Raw genomic sequence first — 15523 nt, 5'->3', positions numbered from 1 at the left:
GGCTTTAGGAGCAGCCGCAGCCGCTGCCGCAGCCGGTGGCCGGCTCCGGCGGCGCACTCTCCCCGCAGCCGCAGGCCGATCCGCAGCCGGCCTCCTCGACCGGTGCGACGTCACCGCAGCACCCACCCGATCCACAGCAGCCGCCGGCGCTCGCGGCCGCGGCGGCATCAGCGGAGAGCCGCGCCGCGTAGCGGGCGCCCTGCCAGACACCGGCGGCCAGGGTGGCCAGCGCCCCGGTGATCGAGATGATCAGGGCCAGCAGTGCCATCGAGGAGGGGCCGGCCACCACGAGGACGCCGCCAACCCCCAGAATCGCGCCGACCGCGACCTGGGCGGGCGCCACCGCGCGCAGCACCAGCTGCTCGGGGTCACCGGTGAGGGGCCGCGTCAGGGTCCGCACACCGAACACCAGCGATACCACCGCGGCGGCCAGGCACACCACACCCATGATCAGCATGGGGACAGAATACGAGCCGGTGGCTAGCCGGTAGTGCCCACCTGGTGGCGCACCGTGCCCGACTCCACCGGCAGGCGGGGGGCCTGGGGCAGTGGCACGGTTCCCACCTGGTGGCGCACCGTGCCCGATTGCACCGGAGCGGGTGGGGCAGGGGGCGGCGGGTTGGTCCCCGGCCGGTCGACCCGGAAGCCGTTGACGATCCCGTCGGTTGCCGGCGCCGCCCCGATCGCACGCCCGGCGCCGGTGGTCACGGTCAACGACACGAGATAGGCCGTGTCATCTGCCGGAACGATCACATGGCGCCGCGATGTGTTCAGCGTCATGTCGGCGTCGCGGTAGGTCCCCTCAATGATCGAGGAGGCGAATCCGTTGAAGTCCTCCAACGAGGCGTTGGTGGTCTGCCAGGCCATCAGGGTCTGACTGTCGACGAAGCCGTGGGTGATCGCCTCGTGCGGATCGAACTGCCCGTCAAGGCGATAGACCACCACCTGCGCGTTGGGCGTGTACAGCGAGCCGCTGCGGCGGTCGGCGATCACGGCGAACGCGTCAGGCACATTCGGGTCGGGAACGTGGGTCCAGCCGGCCGGCATCGGCAGGGTGATGTTGACCGCGGTGAAACCCGCGGGCTGCTGAGGCTCCAGCTGCACCTTCTTGGCTGCGAAGAAGTCACGCAGCGTGCCGGAGGTGGCCGGAACCAGGCCGCTCGGCGGAGCCGGGGCCGCGACCGGTCCCGCGGCGGCCGGCCCGGCCACCGGGACCGAAGCCAGTTGAGCCGGTGGCCCGTAGGGGTTCGGCTGCACCGGGACCAGCGGATCGGCTGCGACGGCGGGGGTGAGGGTCAGGCCCGCCGCCATGACAGCGGCGCAGCCAAACATGAGTCGCCAGCGGCGCGCGGTGTTCGTCATCTCCAGGGGTCCTTCCGGGCTGGGCCGAGCAGCGATGCCCGGGCCGTGAATCGACGGTAGCCAGGGGGAGTCGGGGTCACCAGGGATGCAACCGACCTGGTACGAAGCCCTCATCGGGTCGCAACCCAACTGATACCAAGCTGTGGCGAACGACCCGCCGATCGCCGCCCTTTACCCTGTTGAGGTGAAAGAAGCCCCGCCGCAGGAGCACAGCGACCCCACCGACCAGGCACCCCGGCACCGCTACACCGCTGCGCTGGCCGGGCGTATCGAAGGGACCTGGCAGGACCACTGGGAGCAGCAGGGGACCTTCAACGTCGCCAACCCGGTCGGTTCGCTCGCGCCGGCGGACGGCTCCGCGATCCCCGCCGACAAGATGTTCGTTCAGGACATGTTCCCCTACCCGTCCGGTGACGGCCTGCACGTCGGTCACCCGCTCGGCTACATCGCCACCGACGTCTATGCCCGGTATTTCCGGATGACGGGGCATAACGTGCTGCACGCGCTGGGCTTTGACGCGTTCGGCCTGCCCGCCGAGCAGTACGCGGTCCAGACCGGGACCCACCCGCGCACCCGCACCGAGGCCAACATCGAGAACTTCCGCCGCCAACTGCGACGGCTGGGGCTCGGGCATGACAGCCGGCGCAGCTTCTCCACCACCGACGTCGACTTCTACAAGTGGACGCAGTGGATCTTTCTGCAGATCTACAACGCCTGGTTCGACCCGAGCGCGAAAAAGGCCCGCCCGATCTCGGAGCTGATCGCCGAATTCGACTCCGGTGCCCGCACCCTCGATGACGGACGGGACTGGGCGCAGCTGTCCGCGGGTGAGCGCGCCGACGTCATCGACAGTCACCGGCTGGTCTACCGGTCGGATTCGATGGTCAACTGGTGTCCGGGGCTGGGCACCGTGCTGGCCAACGAAGAGGTGACCTCCGAGGGCAGAAGTGACCGCGGTAACTTCCCGGTGTTCCGGAAGCGGTTGCGGCAGTGGATGATGCGGATCACGGCATACTCCGACCGGCTGCTCGACGACCTCGACGCGCTGGACTGGCCGGAGAAGGTCAAAACCATGCAGCGCAACTGGATCGGGCGTTCCACCGGTGCGGCGGCACTGTTCGGTGCGGTCGCGACCGACGGCACCGCGCTGGACATCGAGGTGTTCACCACAAGGCCGGATACGCTCTTCGGTGCCAGCTATCTGGTGCTGGCGCCCGAACATGAGCTGGTGGACCGGCTGACGGTGTCCGAATGGCCGGACGGCACCGACCAGCGCTGGACCTACGGCGCGACCACGCCCGCGGCGGCCGTGGCCGACTACCGAAAAGCCATCGCGGCGAAGTCCGATTTGGAACGCCAGGAGAACAAGACCAAAACCGGTGTGTTCCTGGGCGCTTACGCGACGAACCCGGCCAACGGGCGACAGGTTCCGATCTTCATCGCCGACTATGTGCTGGCCGGCTACGGCACCGGTGCCATCATGGCGGTGCCCGGCCACGACCAGCGTGACTGGGAGTTCGCGGCCGAGTTCGGCCTTCCGGTGCTGGAAGTCATTGCCGGCGGCGATATCTCGGAAGCTGCCTACGCGGGCGACGGCACGCTGGTCAACTCCGGTCCGCTGGACGGCATGACCGTCGCCGACGCCAAGAAAGCGATGACCGAGCAGCTGGAGGCGCAAGGCCGCGGCTGGGCGCGCATCGAATATAAGTTGCGGGACTGGCTTTTCGCCCGGCAGCGGTACTGGGGAGAGCCGTTCCCCATCGTCTTCGACGCGGACGGGCGCGCACACCCGCTGGACTCCGCCTCCTTGCCGGTCGAGCTGCCCGACGTCGCCGACTACTCACCGGTGCTGTTCGACCCGGACGACGCATCCAGCGAGCCCTCGCCGCCGCTGGCTAAGGCGACCGACTGGGTGCATGTCGAACTGGACCTCGGCGATGGACTTCAGACCTACACGCGTGACACCAATGTCATGCCGCAGTGGGCCGGAAGTTCTTGGTACGAGCTGCGTTACGCCGACCCGCACAACGCTGATCAGTTCTGCGCCCCCGAGAACGAGGCCTACTGGATGGGGCCGCGGCCGGCCGAGCACGGTCCCGACGACCCCGGTGGTGTGGACCTGTACGTCGGCGGGGCCGAGCATGCGGTGCTGCACCTGCTGTACTGCCGCTTCTGGCACAAGGTGTTGTTCGACCTCGGGCATGTCAGCTCACGCGAGCCCTACCGCCGCCTGGTGAATCAGGGCTACATCCAGGCCTCCGCCTACACCGATTCGCGGGGCTCTTACGTGCCGGCTGCCGACGTGGTGGAACGCGACGGGAAGTTCTACCTGCCGGGCACCGAAGGTGACACGGAAGTCTTCGCCGAGTACGGCAAAATGGGTAAGAGCCTGAAGAATTCGGTGTCTCCCGACGAGATCTGCGACAGCTATGGCGCCGACACCCTGCGGGTGTACGAGATGTCGATGGGTCCGCTGGACATGTCGCGGCCGTGGGCCACCAAGGACGTTGTGGGCGCACATCGCTTTCTGCAGCGGGTGTGGCGACTGTTCGTCGACGAGGAGTCCGGCCAGACCCGGGTGCTTGACGGCGAGCCGGACACCGAGACGCTGCGGCTCCTGCACCGGACCATCGTGGGTGTGTCGGAAGATTATGCGGCGCTGCGCAATAACACCGCGGCGGCCAAGCTGATCGAGTACACCAACCACCTGACCAAGGAGCACCCCGAGGGCGTCCCGCGTTCGGCCGTCGAGCCGCTGGCGTTGCTGCTCGCACCGCTGGCCCCGCACCTCGCGGAGGAATTGTGGCGGCGTCTGGGCCATGACTCCTCCCTGGCGCACGGTCCCTTCCCGGTGGCCGACCCGGCCTATCTCGTGACCGAGACCGTGGACTATCCGGTCCAGGTCAACGGTAAGAAGCGGGGTCTGGTCACGGTGGCCACCGACGCGGACGCCGAGGCGATCAAGGCCGCCGCGCTGGCCGACGAGAAGGTGCAGGCTTTCCTGGCGGGTGCGCCGGTCAAGAAGGCGATCGTGGTGCCCGGCCGGCTGGTGAACCTGGTGGTGTGAGTGGGGGACCGGTGCACGCGTCAGCGTGGCCGGACCACCACTTCCTGCAGCTGCGCCTCGGCCGGGGTGCGGAGGGCAGCTGCCACCACTTCGGCGACGGTCTCGGGGCGCAGGAACCGGCCCGGGTCATACTCGCCGCCTTCGTAGGCGACCAGGTCATGCTGCATCTCGGTGTCGACCCGGCCGGGATAGACGGTGGTGACCCGCAGGGACGGCTCATCGCTGCGCAGCGAGTCCGCGAATGCCCGAAGTGCGAACTTGCTGGCCGAATACGACGCCATGCCGGGCGAGACCCGTTGCCCCGCACCTGAGTTGATGAAGACCACGTGTCCTCGGGCTTGCCGCAACGCCGGCAGCAGGGCCAGGGTCAGGGCTACCGCGCCGAAGACGTTCACCTCGAAGGTGGCCCGCCATTCCTCCACGTAGGATTCGCCGGCCGCACCGGGCAACATCACCCCGGCGTTGTGCACCAGCACGTCGAGCTCATCGACGATCTCGGTGGCCGACTCGATCTCGTCGGCGTCGGCGAGATCCAGTGGCCAGGTGGTGGCGCCGAGCTGCTCGGCCACCGCGTCCAACCGTGCCGACGGCCGCCCGGCCAGCAGCAGCGTGTGGGTGGGGGCCAGCGCCGTCGCGATCGCCGAACCGATGCCGCCGCCGGCGCCGGTGATCAGCGCGGTCGGCATCAGTTGCAGTCCAGGGGGCAGCTCGCCTTGTCGTCGGCGGCAGCTTCGGCCACGTCGCAGGTGGCCAGCCGTTCCAGGGGCTCCAGCGCCCGGGTGAGGGTGTCGAGGTCCTCGGGGCTGAGTCTGTTCAGCATCGCCGCCAGGGCGGCGTGACGGTTTGCCAGGGACTCACGGTGGCTTGCCAGACCTTCTGGTGTGATGTCGACCAGCACCGCTCGCAGGTCAGAGGGGTCCCGGCTGCGCTTGACCAAGCCGATCTTCTCGAGCCGGCGGATCGCCACCGTGGTGGTGGGGGTGCGGACCCGTTCGTGGGCGGCCAGCTCGGTCATCCGGATAGGGCCCCGGTCCAGGAGCGTGATCAAGATCGACAGCTGGGCCAGCGTCAACTCGCCGGTCGGGCTACCTCCGCTGATGTCACCGCGCCGCAGAATCGAGAAGAGTTTGGACAGCGAACGGTGCAAGCCTTCGGCGATAGCCGTCACCTGCGGCGTATCGGCAGTGCTCTCCGTCATAGTTCGCCAGTCTAACGGGCGGCCCCGACGAGGGGGGATAAGTCTGTGAGGTCAGTGTCACAACACCTGGGACAGGAACTTCTGCAGCCGTGGGGTCGCGGCGTTGTCGAAGATCTGATCTGGCGGCCCGGACTCGACCACCTTGCCCCGATCCATGAACACCACCGTGTCCGACGCCGACCTGGCGAAACTCATCTCGTGGGTGACCACCACCATCGTCATGCCGTCGGCGCCGAGCTCGGCGATGAGCGCCAAGATCCCCTTGACCAATTCTGGGTCCAGCGCCGAGGTGGCTTCGTCGAACAGCATCACCTGTGGCTGCATGGCCAGCGCTCGGGCTATCGCCACACGTTGTTGCTGGCCGCCGGAGAGCGCCGACGGTCGAGAGCCCGCCTTGTTCCTCAGGCCGACACGGTCCAGCAGGCCCAGTGCGAGTTCGCGGGCCTCGTCGCCGGACATGCCGCGGAGCTTCCGCGGCGCCAGCGTGATGTTGTCCAGCACGGTGCGGTGCGGGAACAGGTTGAAGTGTTGAAACACCATGCCGATCCGCTGACGCAGTTCATCGGGATCGTCGGCCAACACCGACCGGCCGCCCAGCACGACGTCGCCGGCATCGGGCTCGTGCAGCCGGTTCAGGGTGCGCAGCATCGTCGACTTACCCGAACCAGACGGGCCGATCACCGCTGCGGTGGCACCTGCCGGCACGTCGAGGTCCACGCCACGCAATACCTGATGCTTGCCGAAGGACAGTTCAATACCCTTGGCCGCCAACGACACCGGCTCACGGGAACCGGCCGCCGTCACGTCATCTCCTGACTGGAGATCGCCGGGCTCAACTCCACGGAGTCATCGGCCTCGGGGGGCCTGCCGCGGCGCAATCGATGATCGACCACGTTCACCAGATGGGTCAACGGGATGGTCAGCGCCAGGTAGAGCAGGCCGGCTGCCACCAGCGGCGACAGGCTGCCGGTCTGGGCGTTGAAGTCACGGCCCACCTGGAACAGCTCGCGCTGACCGGCCACCAGGCCGAGGAAGTACAACAATGCCGAGGCTTTGAGCAGGGCAATGAATTGGTTGACCAGCGCCGGCAACACCCGCCGGATGCCCTGGGGGATCACCACCAGGCGCATGGCCTCCGGATACCCGAAGCCCAAAGCCCGGGAAGCCTCCAACTGGCCGGCCTCCACGCTCTGGATTCCCGAGCGCAGAATCTCGCCGATATAGGCGGCAGCGGTCAGCCCCAGGGCGGCGATCCCCAGCGGATAGGGATTGTTGTGCGTCAGCCCGCCCACCAGCGGACCGACCGCCAGGCCGATCAGCAAAATGATCAGCACCTCGGGCAGGCCCCGGAAGATGTCGGTGTAGATCCGGGCCGGCCAGCGCAGCCACCGCGTGCGGGAGATCCCCGCGACGGCCAGGCCCAGTCCGGCCAGCAGGCCGATGACACCGCCGCTCACCGTCAGCAGCAGAGTATTGGGCAGGCCGGTCTTGATGAGGTCGGGCAGCGCTTGACGGTAGAGCTCCCAGTCGAAGAAGGAGTCGCGCAGTTGCGCCAGAGTCGATTTGGGCGTGTAGGGCTCGGCCTCAGCCCGGTGGTGCCGCGCGGCTATCGCGGCGAAGTCCGGCAGGTGCGGGGTGGCAGCTGACTTGGAACCCGGTTTCCAGTCCGGCGGCAGTGGCCGCGGCACCCAGTCGGTGTAAAGCTGAGGCCAGGTGCCGTCGGCGATGACGGCGTCCAGACCGGAGTTCAGCGCCGACGTCAGAGCCTGGTTCCCCTTGGCGACCGCGTACGCCTCGAAACCGGCCGGGCTGAATGTGCTGCCGACGATCTGCGCCGGATCGCCCGGCCGCAGCAGGTTCAGGGCGGTCATCGAAGGGGCCACCCAAGCATCGACCTGACGGCTCTTCAGGCTGGCGTACAGCGTGATCGAGTCGGGGAACCGTACCGGTTCGATCTCCAGGGTGTCGACGACATAGGCGTCTTCGACGGTGCCCTGCACCACGGCGATGCGCTGGCCGGCGGTCAGGGCGTCATATCCGCTGATCGCCGAGCCGCTGGGGACCACCAAGGCCATGTAGCCGAAGTTGTAGCCATTGGTGAAACCGACTGTGCGACGGCGCTCTTCGGTGGCATTGATCGACGCCGAACCGACATCGAACCGCCCGGACTCCACCTGGGCCAGCAACCCGAAGAAGTCGGTGCCCACGAATTGGATCCGCAGGCCCAGCTTCTTGGCGATGGCCCGCAGCAGCTCGTTGTCGAAGCCGGTGTAGCGGCCCTTGGCGTTGATGCAGTTGGTCGGCGGGCTCTCGGTGATGGTGCCGACCGTGAGGACACCGGGGGTCCCCAGCCCGAGTTTGGTGATGTCCACGGAGCTCAGCGGCTCAACTGCGGCGGTGGTGTACTTGTCCTCCCGCGGACGCTTGGCGTTGGCCAGTTTGGGCGGCAACGCGACGGCGGCCTCCTCGCCGAGGGGGGCGCATTGGTCGGGTGCGGCGCCGGCCGGGGGCACAGCCGCGAGGCTGCCCATGATCAGGCAGGTGGCGAGAAACGCCGCCAGTCTCAGTGCTGATCGCGCCATCGGCACAGCGCTTCGGCCGCGGTCAGGTCATAGTCGGGTCCACTGCTGCCGATGGTCAACAGGCTCACCCCCAGGGCGCTCAAGGCGTCGGCCTCGGCCAGCAGCTCGGCGATGCTGCCACGGGTCTGGTCACCGCCGAGCGCAGCGGAGTGCTCAATGGTTGCGGGATCACGTCCGAGGGCGGCGCAGTGCTCGGCGAGCACCGCGGCCTTGTGGGGATAGCTGTCGGCGTCGGCGAAGCTGTGCCAGATATCGGCGTGCTCGGCGACCAGGCGCAGGGTCTTACGTTCGCCGGCACCCCCGATCAGCGTCGGGATAGGCCGGGTTGGCGGCGGGTTGAGCTGGGCCAGGCGGCGTGTGATCCGCGGCAATGCGCTCGCCAAGTCATCGAGTCGGCTGCCCGCGGTACCGAACTCGTAGCCGTATTCGCGGTAATCCCGGTGTTTCCAGCCCGAGCCGATCCCCAGGATCAAGCGTCCACCGCCGATGTGGTCGACGGTGCGGGCCATGTCGGCGAGCAGTTCGGGGTTGCGGTAGGAGTTGCACGAGACCAGGGCACCGATCTCGATGCGCGAGGTCTGCTCTGCCCAGGCGGCCAGCATGGTCCAGCACTCGAAGTGTTCTCCGTCGCGGTCGCCGTAGAGCGGGAAGAAGTGATCCCAGTTGAAGGCGATGTCGACGCCGATGTCCTCGCACCGACGGACCGCGTCGCGAATCGCGCTGTAGTGCGGCGCGTGCTGGGGTTGCAGCTGTACCGCGATGCGGAGGGGCCGGGCCATCTGGCCACTGTATCCCCGGAAACCTCGGGTTCGGCCCTGGCGAACCGCCGGATGTCAGGCCAGTGCCATGCGAAGCAGCTCGACCAGTACCCGCGGCCGATCACTTTGCACCGAGTGCCCCGCGCCATCCACGACGTGGGTGGTCAGTCCCGGCGAGCGTTGGGCGTACTCGGCGACGTCGTCGGCGGAGACGAACGCCGAGTCGCCACCGCGGATCAGTGTGGTCGGTGCGGTGATCGACGCGACATCGGTCCACAGGTCGGTGAAATCGCCGACCGAGCGGATGGCGTCGTAGCGCCACGTCCAGCTGCCGTCGGGCAATCGCCGGGTGTTGTGGAAAAGCCCGCGCCGCAAGGACTCCGGATCCCGGTGTGGCGCCGCGGCCACGGTGACCTCCAGCAGCGCCGCGAAATCCGGGAAGGTCCGGTCGCCCTGCACCAGTGCCACCGTGCCGCGGTCGGCGGTGCTCATCTGGGCGTGCCGCTGCAGCGCCGAAGGCGTCACGTCCACCAGGGCCAACCGGCGCACCAGCTCGGGTGCCGTGGCCGCCAGCCGGATCGCGGTGAGTCCACCCAGTGACATGCCGACCACCAAGGTGGCGTCCGGCGCCAGCTCGCGCAGGACCGGAGCCACCGCGGCGGCATTGCGCTGCGGTGAGTAGTCGCCGTCGTCGCGCCAGGCGGAACGGCCGTGGCCGGGCAGGTCCACCGCCAGTGCGGGTTCGCCGAGCCCGAGGACGACGGTGTCCCAGGTGTGGGCGTTCTGTGCGCCGCCGTGCAGGAACACCACCCGCGGCGCGGCCGTCCCCCAGCGCAACGCACTGATCTCGGCGGTCTCGATGCGCTCGACCTCGGGCAGCGGGCCGGTGAGACCGGCCTGCTCGGCGTTGCCGACCAGCAGGTCGAACTCCGAGAGGCCGGCCAGTTCGTCGTCGGTCATATTCCCGCTCACTCTGCGTCCTTGGCGTAAAAGTACGAGTTGTTCGTGGCCTCAGCGCAGAGTCAACGGCTAACCGACGATGAACTCTTCGAGCTGCGCGCGTGCGACGTCGTCGGCCAGCTGCTTGGGCGGGCTCTTCATCAGGTAGGCCGACGCGGGCAGGATCGGTCCGCCGATGCCGCGGTCCTTGGCGATCTTGGCGGCGCGCACCGCGTCGATGATGATGCCGGCGGAGTTGGGCGAGTCCCACACCTCGAGCTTGTACTCGAGGTTCAGCGGTGCGTCGCCGAAGGCACGACCCTCGAGGCGCACGTAGGCCCACTTGCGGTCGTCGAGCCAGGCCACGTGGTCGCTTGGTCCGATGTGGACGTTCTTGTCCTCGACCTTGCCGGCCAGCGAGCCGGTGAGGTTGGAGGTGACGGCCTGAGTCTTGGACACCTTCTTGGACTCCAGGCGCTCACGCTCGAGCATGTTCTTGAAGTCCATGTTGCCGCCGACGTTGAGCTGGTAGGTGCGGTCCAGTGTGACGCCGCGGTCCTCGAACAGCTTGGCCATCACCCGGTGGGTGATCGTGGCGCCGACCTGGCTCTTGATGTCGTCGCCGACGATCGGCACGCCGGCGTCGGCGAACTTCTTGGCCCAGACCGGGTCGGAGGCGATGAACACGGGCAGGGCGTTGACGAACGCGACATTGGCGTCGATGGCGCACTGGGCGTAGAACTTGTCGGCCTCTTCCGAACCCACCGGCAGGTAGGAGACCAGCACGTCGACCTTGGCCTCACGCAGCGCCGCCACCACGTCCACGGCTTCGGCGTCGGACACCTCGATGGTCTCCGCGTAGTACTTGCCGATGCCGTCGAGGGTCGGGCCGCGCTGCACGATGACGTCCGTCGGCGGCACGTCAGCGATCTTGATGGTGTTGTTCTCCGAGGCGAAGATCGCCTCGGAGAGGTCGAAGCCCACCTTCTTGGCGTCCACGTCGAACGCGGCGACGAACTTCACGTCGCGGACGTGATACGGACCGAACCGCACATGCATCAGGCCGGGGACCGTCGAGGTGTCATCGGCGTTCTGGTAGTACTGGACGCCCTGGACCAGCGAGGACGCGCAGTTGCCGACGCCGACAATGGCGACCCGCACATCCGTCGTTTGCTCAGTCATTTTCGACGCTCTCCTTTTTTGCTTTCACTGCTACGTGCTGTGTTGTGTTGTCCCGATGCCCGCGTCCGGCAGGATCAGGGTTGTTCGGCCCGACCCTGCGACACGCGTTCGGCCGCAATCAGCTCGTTGAGCCACTTGACTTCCCGCTCGCTGGACTCCAGCCCGAGCTGGTGCAGTTGACGGGTGTAGCGGTCCAGCGAGTTGCTGGCCCGTGCCACCGCGTTGCGCAGGCCTTCCCGGCGTTCCTCCACCTGCCGGCGGCGTCCCTCAAGGATGCGCATCCGGGCTTCGGCAGGGGTGCGGTTGAAGAACGCCAGGTGCACCCCGAAGCCATCGTCGGTGTAGTTCTGCGGGCCGGTGTCGGACACCAGCTCGTTGAAGCGCTCACGGCCGGCGTCGGTCAGCTGGTAAACCCGCCGAGCCCGGCGCACCGGGGTCCCCGTTGGAGCGGCGTCTTCGGCGATCACGCCGGCCAACTGCATGCGCCGCAGCGCGGGGTACAGCGAGCCGTAGGAGAACGCCCGGAAGGCACCCAGCAGACCGGTCAACCGCTTCCGGAGCTCGTAGCCGTGCATCGGCGACTCGAGCAGCAGGCCCAAAATGGCAAGTTCAAGCACTCGAATCACCTCCCTGATGTGTTTTCAGCTACGACCGGTCGACGGTTCGCGACATAGTATCGCGCCGATATAACAGAACCCAAGTGGCTGTCGTTCGCCTAACATTCAGGCGCCCGCAACGGGGCGTTTGAGGCGCGCGGATCAGGAGGGGTAATTGATGCGTTTGATCGTGCCGTCTCCGGCGAAGGCGATGTACCCGCTGCCGTAGTCGCTGGAGACGTACACCGACAGCGACAGCGCCCCCGGTGTCGTCGGATCCCGGGCCGGATCCACGATCAGGTAGGTGTTCTTCACCTCAGACGGCTTGATCCCGAGCGTTTCGGGGCCGCCGCGCAGGATGCCGACCGCGGTCTTGACGTCGAACGCGCCCAGATCGACCAGAACGTCGTCGCTGCTCCGAGATGACGTGGACGGGTCGTCCCAGCCTCCCCGGTAGGAGTAGTCCAGCTTGCGGCGTTCCTCGGCCGGATCGGCGCGTTCCAGGGACGCGTAGTCGGGGTAGACCACCAGGCGGTAACCCTTGGTGTCGCCGAACTTCTGGCGGGCCTGCTCCAGCAGCCCGGTCAGCCCGCCCAGCGAGTGCAGCTGCCGGGGCGGCGTCAGCACCACCGGCGCGACGCCGTCCGGCTTGGCCCCGGGGTCGGAGGTGAAGCTCAGGGGCGAGCTGGTGTTCCCATACATCACCCAGCCCAGCAACAGTCCCACCAGCAACGTCGCACCCAGGACACCCAATGCTTTGAGGACGACGCTGCGCACGCCAAAGGTCGTGGGACCGCCCAGGGCGGGCAGCTTGACCGGAGCTGTCTCGGTCTGCAGGTCGCTGACCAGCGCATGAAGATCACCCAGGGTGACAGCACGAGTGGCTGAACTGACGCGTTCCTGGTGCTCGGCGCCCGACAGCTGCCCCTCACCCAGCGCACTGTCGAGGATCCGGCACACGTCGTCGCGGTCGCTGTCTTTGGCTCGGGTGCCTGCGGTCTGCCGTGTCGCCACGGCGACGATAGTAAAAGAACGGTGCGCGACGGTGTCCCCGAATCCGCCGGTTGACGTCGGTTAAGGGCGTTGATCGCGACTGCCGGTGGGGACCCGACGTACTCTGGTCAGCGTGCGATTGCAGCGACAGGTGGTGGACTACGCGCTCCGGCGCCGTTCCCTGCTGGCCGAGGTCTACTCCGGGCGCACCGGGGTCTCCGAAGTGTGCGACGCCAATCCGTATCTGCTGCGGGCCGCGAAGTTCCACGGCAAGCAGAGTGCAGTGGTCTGCCCCATCTGCCGCAAGGAGCAGCTGACCCTGGTGTCGTGGGTGTACGGCGAACAGCTGGGCGCGGTCTCGGGTTCGGCGCGTTCCGCCGAGGAACTGGTGCTCCTTGCCACCCGATTCTCGGAGTTCTCGGTGTACGTCGTCGAGGTATGCCGGACCTGCAGCTGGAACCACCTGGTGAAGTCATACGTGCTGGGCATCGCGAGCCCGCCCAAGGGATCCCGCGGGCGACGGACGGCACGCAGCGGAGCCCGTACCGCCAGTGAGTAAACACCACGCCGACGAGCCCGACACCGGCTCGGCCCGGTCCTCCGACGCCGGTGGGCGGCGCCCCCCGGCCGGACCGGACGACCGGCTCACCACGATCATTCCGGCGGTCGACGATGCCGTCACCGCCGATCTGCGCGACCCGATCGACGCCGTCCGTGCCGCGCTCGACGGCACGCCACGGCAACGCGAGGAGACGCTGAGCGGCCGCATCCCGCGGCGCGAGCCCCCGCCGGAGAAACCCGTCACCGCGGCTGCGCCGCGGCGGTCCGAGCAGCCGCGCCCCCCGGACCGCCCGGCCGCACCGAACCCGCTGAACTGGCTGCGGGACCACCCGCCGAACTGGCGCTGGATCCGCCGCGGGTGCTACATCGGCGCGGCGGTGTTGCTGCTGTTGCCTGTCATCACCTTTGCGATGGCGTACTCGATCACCGAGGTGCCCTCGCCGGGGGACATCCGCACCAACCAGGTGTCGACCATCCTGGCCAGCGACGGCTCCGAACTCGCCAAGATCATTCCGCCGGAAGGCAACCGCGTCGACATCGACATCAACCAGGTGCCGGTCTATGTGCGCAACGCGGTGCTGGCCGCCGAGGACCGCGACTTCTACTCCAACCCGGGATTCTCGGTGTCCGGCTTCGCCCGCGCCATCAAGAACAACATCTTCGGCGGCGACACCCAGGGCGGCTCGACCATCACCCAGCAGTACGTCAAGAACGCCCTGGTGGGTTCCGAGCGGGCCGGCATGGGCGGATTGGTCCGCAAGGCCAAAGAACTGGTGATCGCCACCAAGATGTCCAGCGCGTGGCCCAAAGACGATGTGCTGCAGGCGTACTTGAACATCATCTACTTCGGCCGCGGCGCCTATGGGATCGCCGCGGCGTCGCGGGCCTACTTCGACAAACCGGTCGAGGACCTCGACATCGCCGAAGGCGCGCTGTTGGCGGCGCTGATCCAGCGGCCGTCCACGTTGGACCCCGCCGTCGATCCCGAAGGCGCCGTGGACCGCTGGAACTGGGTGCTCGACGGCATGGTGGAGACCGGGGCGCTGACCGCCACCGAGCGGGCCGCTCAGGACTTTCCGGCCACGGTCTCGCCTGACCTGGCGAGCTCTCGCAACATCACCACCGGGCCCAACGGGCTGATTCAGCGGCAGGTGACCCGAGAACTGCTTGAGCTGTTCAACATCGACGAGCAGACGCTCAACACCCAGGGTCTGCAGATCACCACCACCATCGACCCGGCGGCGCAGGACGCCGCCGAGGAGGCGGTCGAGACCTACCTCAAGGACCAGATGCCGAAGATGCGCGCGGCGGTGGTCTCGATCGATCCGCGGGACGGCGCAGTGCGCGCCTACTACGGGGGATCAGAGGCGACGGGCTTCGACTTCGCCCAGGCCGCCCTGCAGACCGGTTCAGCGTTCAAGGTGTTCGCGCTGGTGGCCGCGCTGGAGCAGGGTATCGGCCTGGGTTACCAGATCGACAGTTCCCCGCTGACCCTCGAGAACGGCCAGATCAAGATCACCAACGCCGAGGGCGAGGGTTGCGGTGTCTGCAACATCGCCGAGGCGCTCAAGCGCTCGCTGAACACTTCGTATTACCGGCTGATGCTCAAGCTCAACAACGGGGCGCAGGACGTCGCCGACGCGGCACATCAGGCCGGCGTTGCCACGAGCTTCCCCGGTGTTGAGCACACCCTGTCTCAGGACGGCGGTCCGCCGGAAGGCGGCGTGGTGCTGGGCCAGTATCTGACCAGGGTCATCGACATGGCCTCGGCGTACGCCACCTTGGCCGACTCGGGTATCTACCACCCACCGCACTTCGTGGAGAAGGTGGTCAGCTCGAACGGTAGCGTGCTGTTCGACGCCAAGACCTCCGAGGACACCGGCGAACAGCGCATCCCGAAAGCGGTCGCCGACAACGTCACCGCCGCCATGGTGCCCATTCCGGGCTGGTCGCGCGGGCATACCCTGGCCGGCGGCCGGCCCGCGGCGGCCAAGACCGGAACCACCCAGCTCGGTGACACCGGCGCCAACAAGGACGCCTGGATGGTCGGTTACACCCCTTCGCTGTCGACCGCGGTGTGGGTGGGCACCACCGACAGCAAGGATCCGCTGGTGAATCAGTGGGGAGGAGCGGTGTACGGCGCGGGTATTCCGGCCGACATCTGGAAAGCCACCATGGACGGTGCGCTGCAGGGCACTCCCAACGAATCCTTCCCGACCCCCACCGAAATCGGTGGCTACGCGGGTGTTCCGGCCGCCCCGCCGCCGCCCCCGCCGATGGATGAG

14 protein-coding genes are annotated in these 15523 nt (G+C 67.9%); 3 read left to right on the top strand and 11 right to left on the bottom strand.

The genetic code is table 11. The features are described from left to right. Positions 1-4: 4 nt before the first annotated feature. Positions 5-457 carry a hypothetical protein gene (locus BST15_RS13030; RefSeq protein ID WP_046191159.1) on the bottom strand — a complete coding sequence of 151 codons (453 nt, stop codon included), beginning with the start codon at positions 455-457 and terminating at the stop codon, positions 5-7. A gap of 23 nt (positions 458-480) precedes the next feature. Next, on the bottom strand, positions 481-1362 hold the full coding sequence (locus tag BST15_RS13025; RefSeq protein ID WP_083070986.1) for an LpqN/LpqT family lipoprotein: 882 nt from the start codon (positions 1360-1362) through the stop codon (positions 481-483). 184 nt (positions 1363-1546) lie between these two features. Between BST15_RS13025 and leuS the strand changes: the two genes are divergently transcribed. Continuing rightward, positions 1547-4429, top strand: coding sequence for a leucine--tRNA ligase (gene leuS, locus BST15_RS13020; protein WP_188108858.1), 2883 nt, complete (start codon positions 1547-1549; stop codon positions 4427-4429). A 20-nt stretch (positions 4430-4449) separates the two neighbouring features. Here leuS and BST15_RS13015 read toward each other — a convergent pair whose 3' ends face one another. The 9 genes from BST15_RS13015 to BST15_RS12975 all read right to left on the bottom strand — a co-directional run bounded on the left by BST15_RS13015 (position 4450) and on the right by BST15_RS12975 (position 12698). Beyond that, the gene (locus tag BST15_RS13015; RefSeq protein WP_046191010.1) at positions 4450-5115 is read right to left on the bottom strand and encodes an SDR family oxidoreductase; all 666 of its coding nucleotides are present in this window, start codon (positions 5113-5115) and stop codon (positions 4450-4452) included. Further along, on the bottom strand, positions 5115-5627 hold the full coding sequence (locus BST15_RS13010; RefSeq protein ID WP_046191009.1) for a MarR family winged helix-turn-helix transcriptional regulator: 513 nt from the start codon (positions 5625-5627) through the stop codon (positions 5115-5117). Before BST15_RS13010 ends, BST15_RS13015 begins: the two co-directional genes overlap by 1 nt. A gap of 57 nt (positions 5628-5684) precedes the next feature. Further along, on the bottom strand, positions 5685-6431 hold the full coding sequence (locus BST15_RS13005) for an amino acid ABC transporter ATP-binding protein (RefSeq protein WP_046191008.1): 747 nt from the start codon (positions 6429-6431) through the stop codon (positions 5685-5687). Next, positions 6428-8209: an ABC transporter substrate-binding protein/permease gene (locus BST15_RS13000; RefSeq protein WP_046191012.1), complete on the bottom strand. Its 1782-nt coding sequence runs from the start codon at positions 8207-8209 to the stop codon at positions 6428-6430. Before BST15_RS13000 ends, BST15_RS13005 begins: the two co-directional genes overlap by 4 nt. Continuing rightward, entirely contained in the window at positions 8191-8988 is a 798-nt protein-coding gene (locus tag BST15_RS12995; RefSeq protein WP_046191007.1) for an LLM class F420-dependent oxidoreductase, read from the bottom strand. Before BST15_RS12995 ends, BST15_RS13000 begins: the two co-directional genes overlap by 19 nt. Before the next feature lie 54 nt (positions 8989-9042). Continuing rightward, on the bottom strand, positions 9043-9927 hold the full coding sequence (locus tag BST15_RS12990; protein WP_046191006.1) for an alpha/beta fold hydrolase: 885 nt from the start codon (positions 9925-9927) through the stop codon (positions 9043-9045). A gap of 69 nt (positions 9928-9996) precedes the next feature. Continuing rightward, on the bottom strand, positions 9997-11088 hold the full coding sequence (locus BST15_RS12985; protein ID WP_046191005.1) for an inositol-3-phosphate synthase: 1092 nt from the start codon (positions 11086-11088) through the stop codon (positions 9997-9999). 74 nt (positions 11089-11162) lie between these two features. Next, entirely contained in the window at positions 11163-11705 is a 543-nt protein-coding gene (locus tag BST15_RS12980) for a PadR family transcriptional regulator (protein ID WP_046191011.1), read from the bottom strand. Positions 11706-11846: 141 nt separating this feature from the next. Beyond that, the gene (locus tag BST15_RS12975) at positions 11847-12698 is read right to left on the bottom strand and encodes a DUF1707 SHOCT-like domain-containing protein (RefSeq protein ID WP_083070985.1); all 852 of its coding nucleotides are present in this window, start codon (positions 12696-12698) and stop codon (positions 11847-11849) included. Positions 12699-12810: 112 nt separating this feature from the next. Here BST15_RS12975 and BST15_RS12970 point away from each other — a divergent pair, with 112 nt between their 5' ends. Beyond that, positions 12811-13236, top strand: coding sequence for a DUF5318 family protein (locus tag BST15_RS12970; RefSeq protein WP_046191003.1), 426 nt, complete (start codon positions 12811-12813; stop codon positions 13234-13236). After that, positions 13229-15523, top strand: a 2295-nt coding sequence (locus BST15_RS12965; protein ID WP_109560234.1) for a transglycosylase domain-containing protein, incomplete at its 3' end; no start/stop codon positions are given. The genes BST15_RS12970 and BST15_RS12965, both read left to right, overlap by 8 nt.

Source organism: Mycolicibacter arupensis, from assembly GCF_002086515.1.
GTDB classification, from domain to species: Bacteria; Actinomycetota; Actinomycetes; order Mycobacteriales; family Mycobacteriaceae; genus Mycobacterium; species Mycobacterium arupense.
The sequence above is the reverse complement of the archived record's forward strand: the minus strand, read 5'-3'. Positions and strand labels throughout refer to the sequence as shown.

Excerpts from the sequence above, each read along its gene's own strand:
- BST15_RS13030 (WP_046191159.1), bottom strand. The coding sequence starts at position 457 with ATGCTGATCATGGGTGTGGTGTGCCTGGCCGCCGCGGTGGTATCGCTG.
- BST15_RS13025 (WP_083070986.1), bottom strand. The coding sequence starts at position 1,362 with ATGACGAACACCGCGCGCCGCTGGCGACTCATGTTTGGCTGCGCCGCT.
- BST15_RS13015 (WP_046191010.1), bottom strand. The coding sequence starts at position 5,115 with ATGCCGACCGCGCTGATCACCGGCGCCGGCGGCGGCATCGGTTCGGCG.
- BST15_RS13010 (WP_046191009.1), bottom strand. The coding sequence starts at position 5,627 with ATGACGGAGAGCACTGCCGATACGCCGCAGGTGACGGCTATCGCCGAA.
- BST15_RS13000 (WP_046191012.1), bottom strand. The coding sequence starts at position 8,209 with ATGGCGCGATCAGCACTGAGACTGGCGGCGTTTCTCGCCACCTGCCTG.
- BST15_RS12995 (WP_046191007.1), bottom strand. The coding sequence starts at position 8,988 with ATGGCCCGGCCCCTCCGCATCGCGGTACAGCTGCAACCCCAGCACGCG.
- BST15_RS12990 (WP_046191006.1), bottom strand. The coding sequence starts at position 9,927 with ATGACCGACGACGAACTGGCCGGCCTCTCGGAGTTCGACCTGCTGGTC.
- BST15_RS12985 (WP_046191005.1), bottom strand. The coding sequence starts at position 11,088 with ATGACTGAGCAAACGACGGATGTGCGGGTCGCCATTGTCGGCGTCGGC.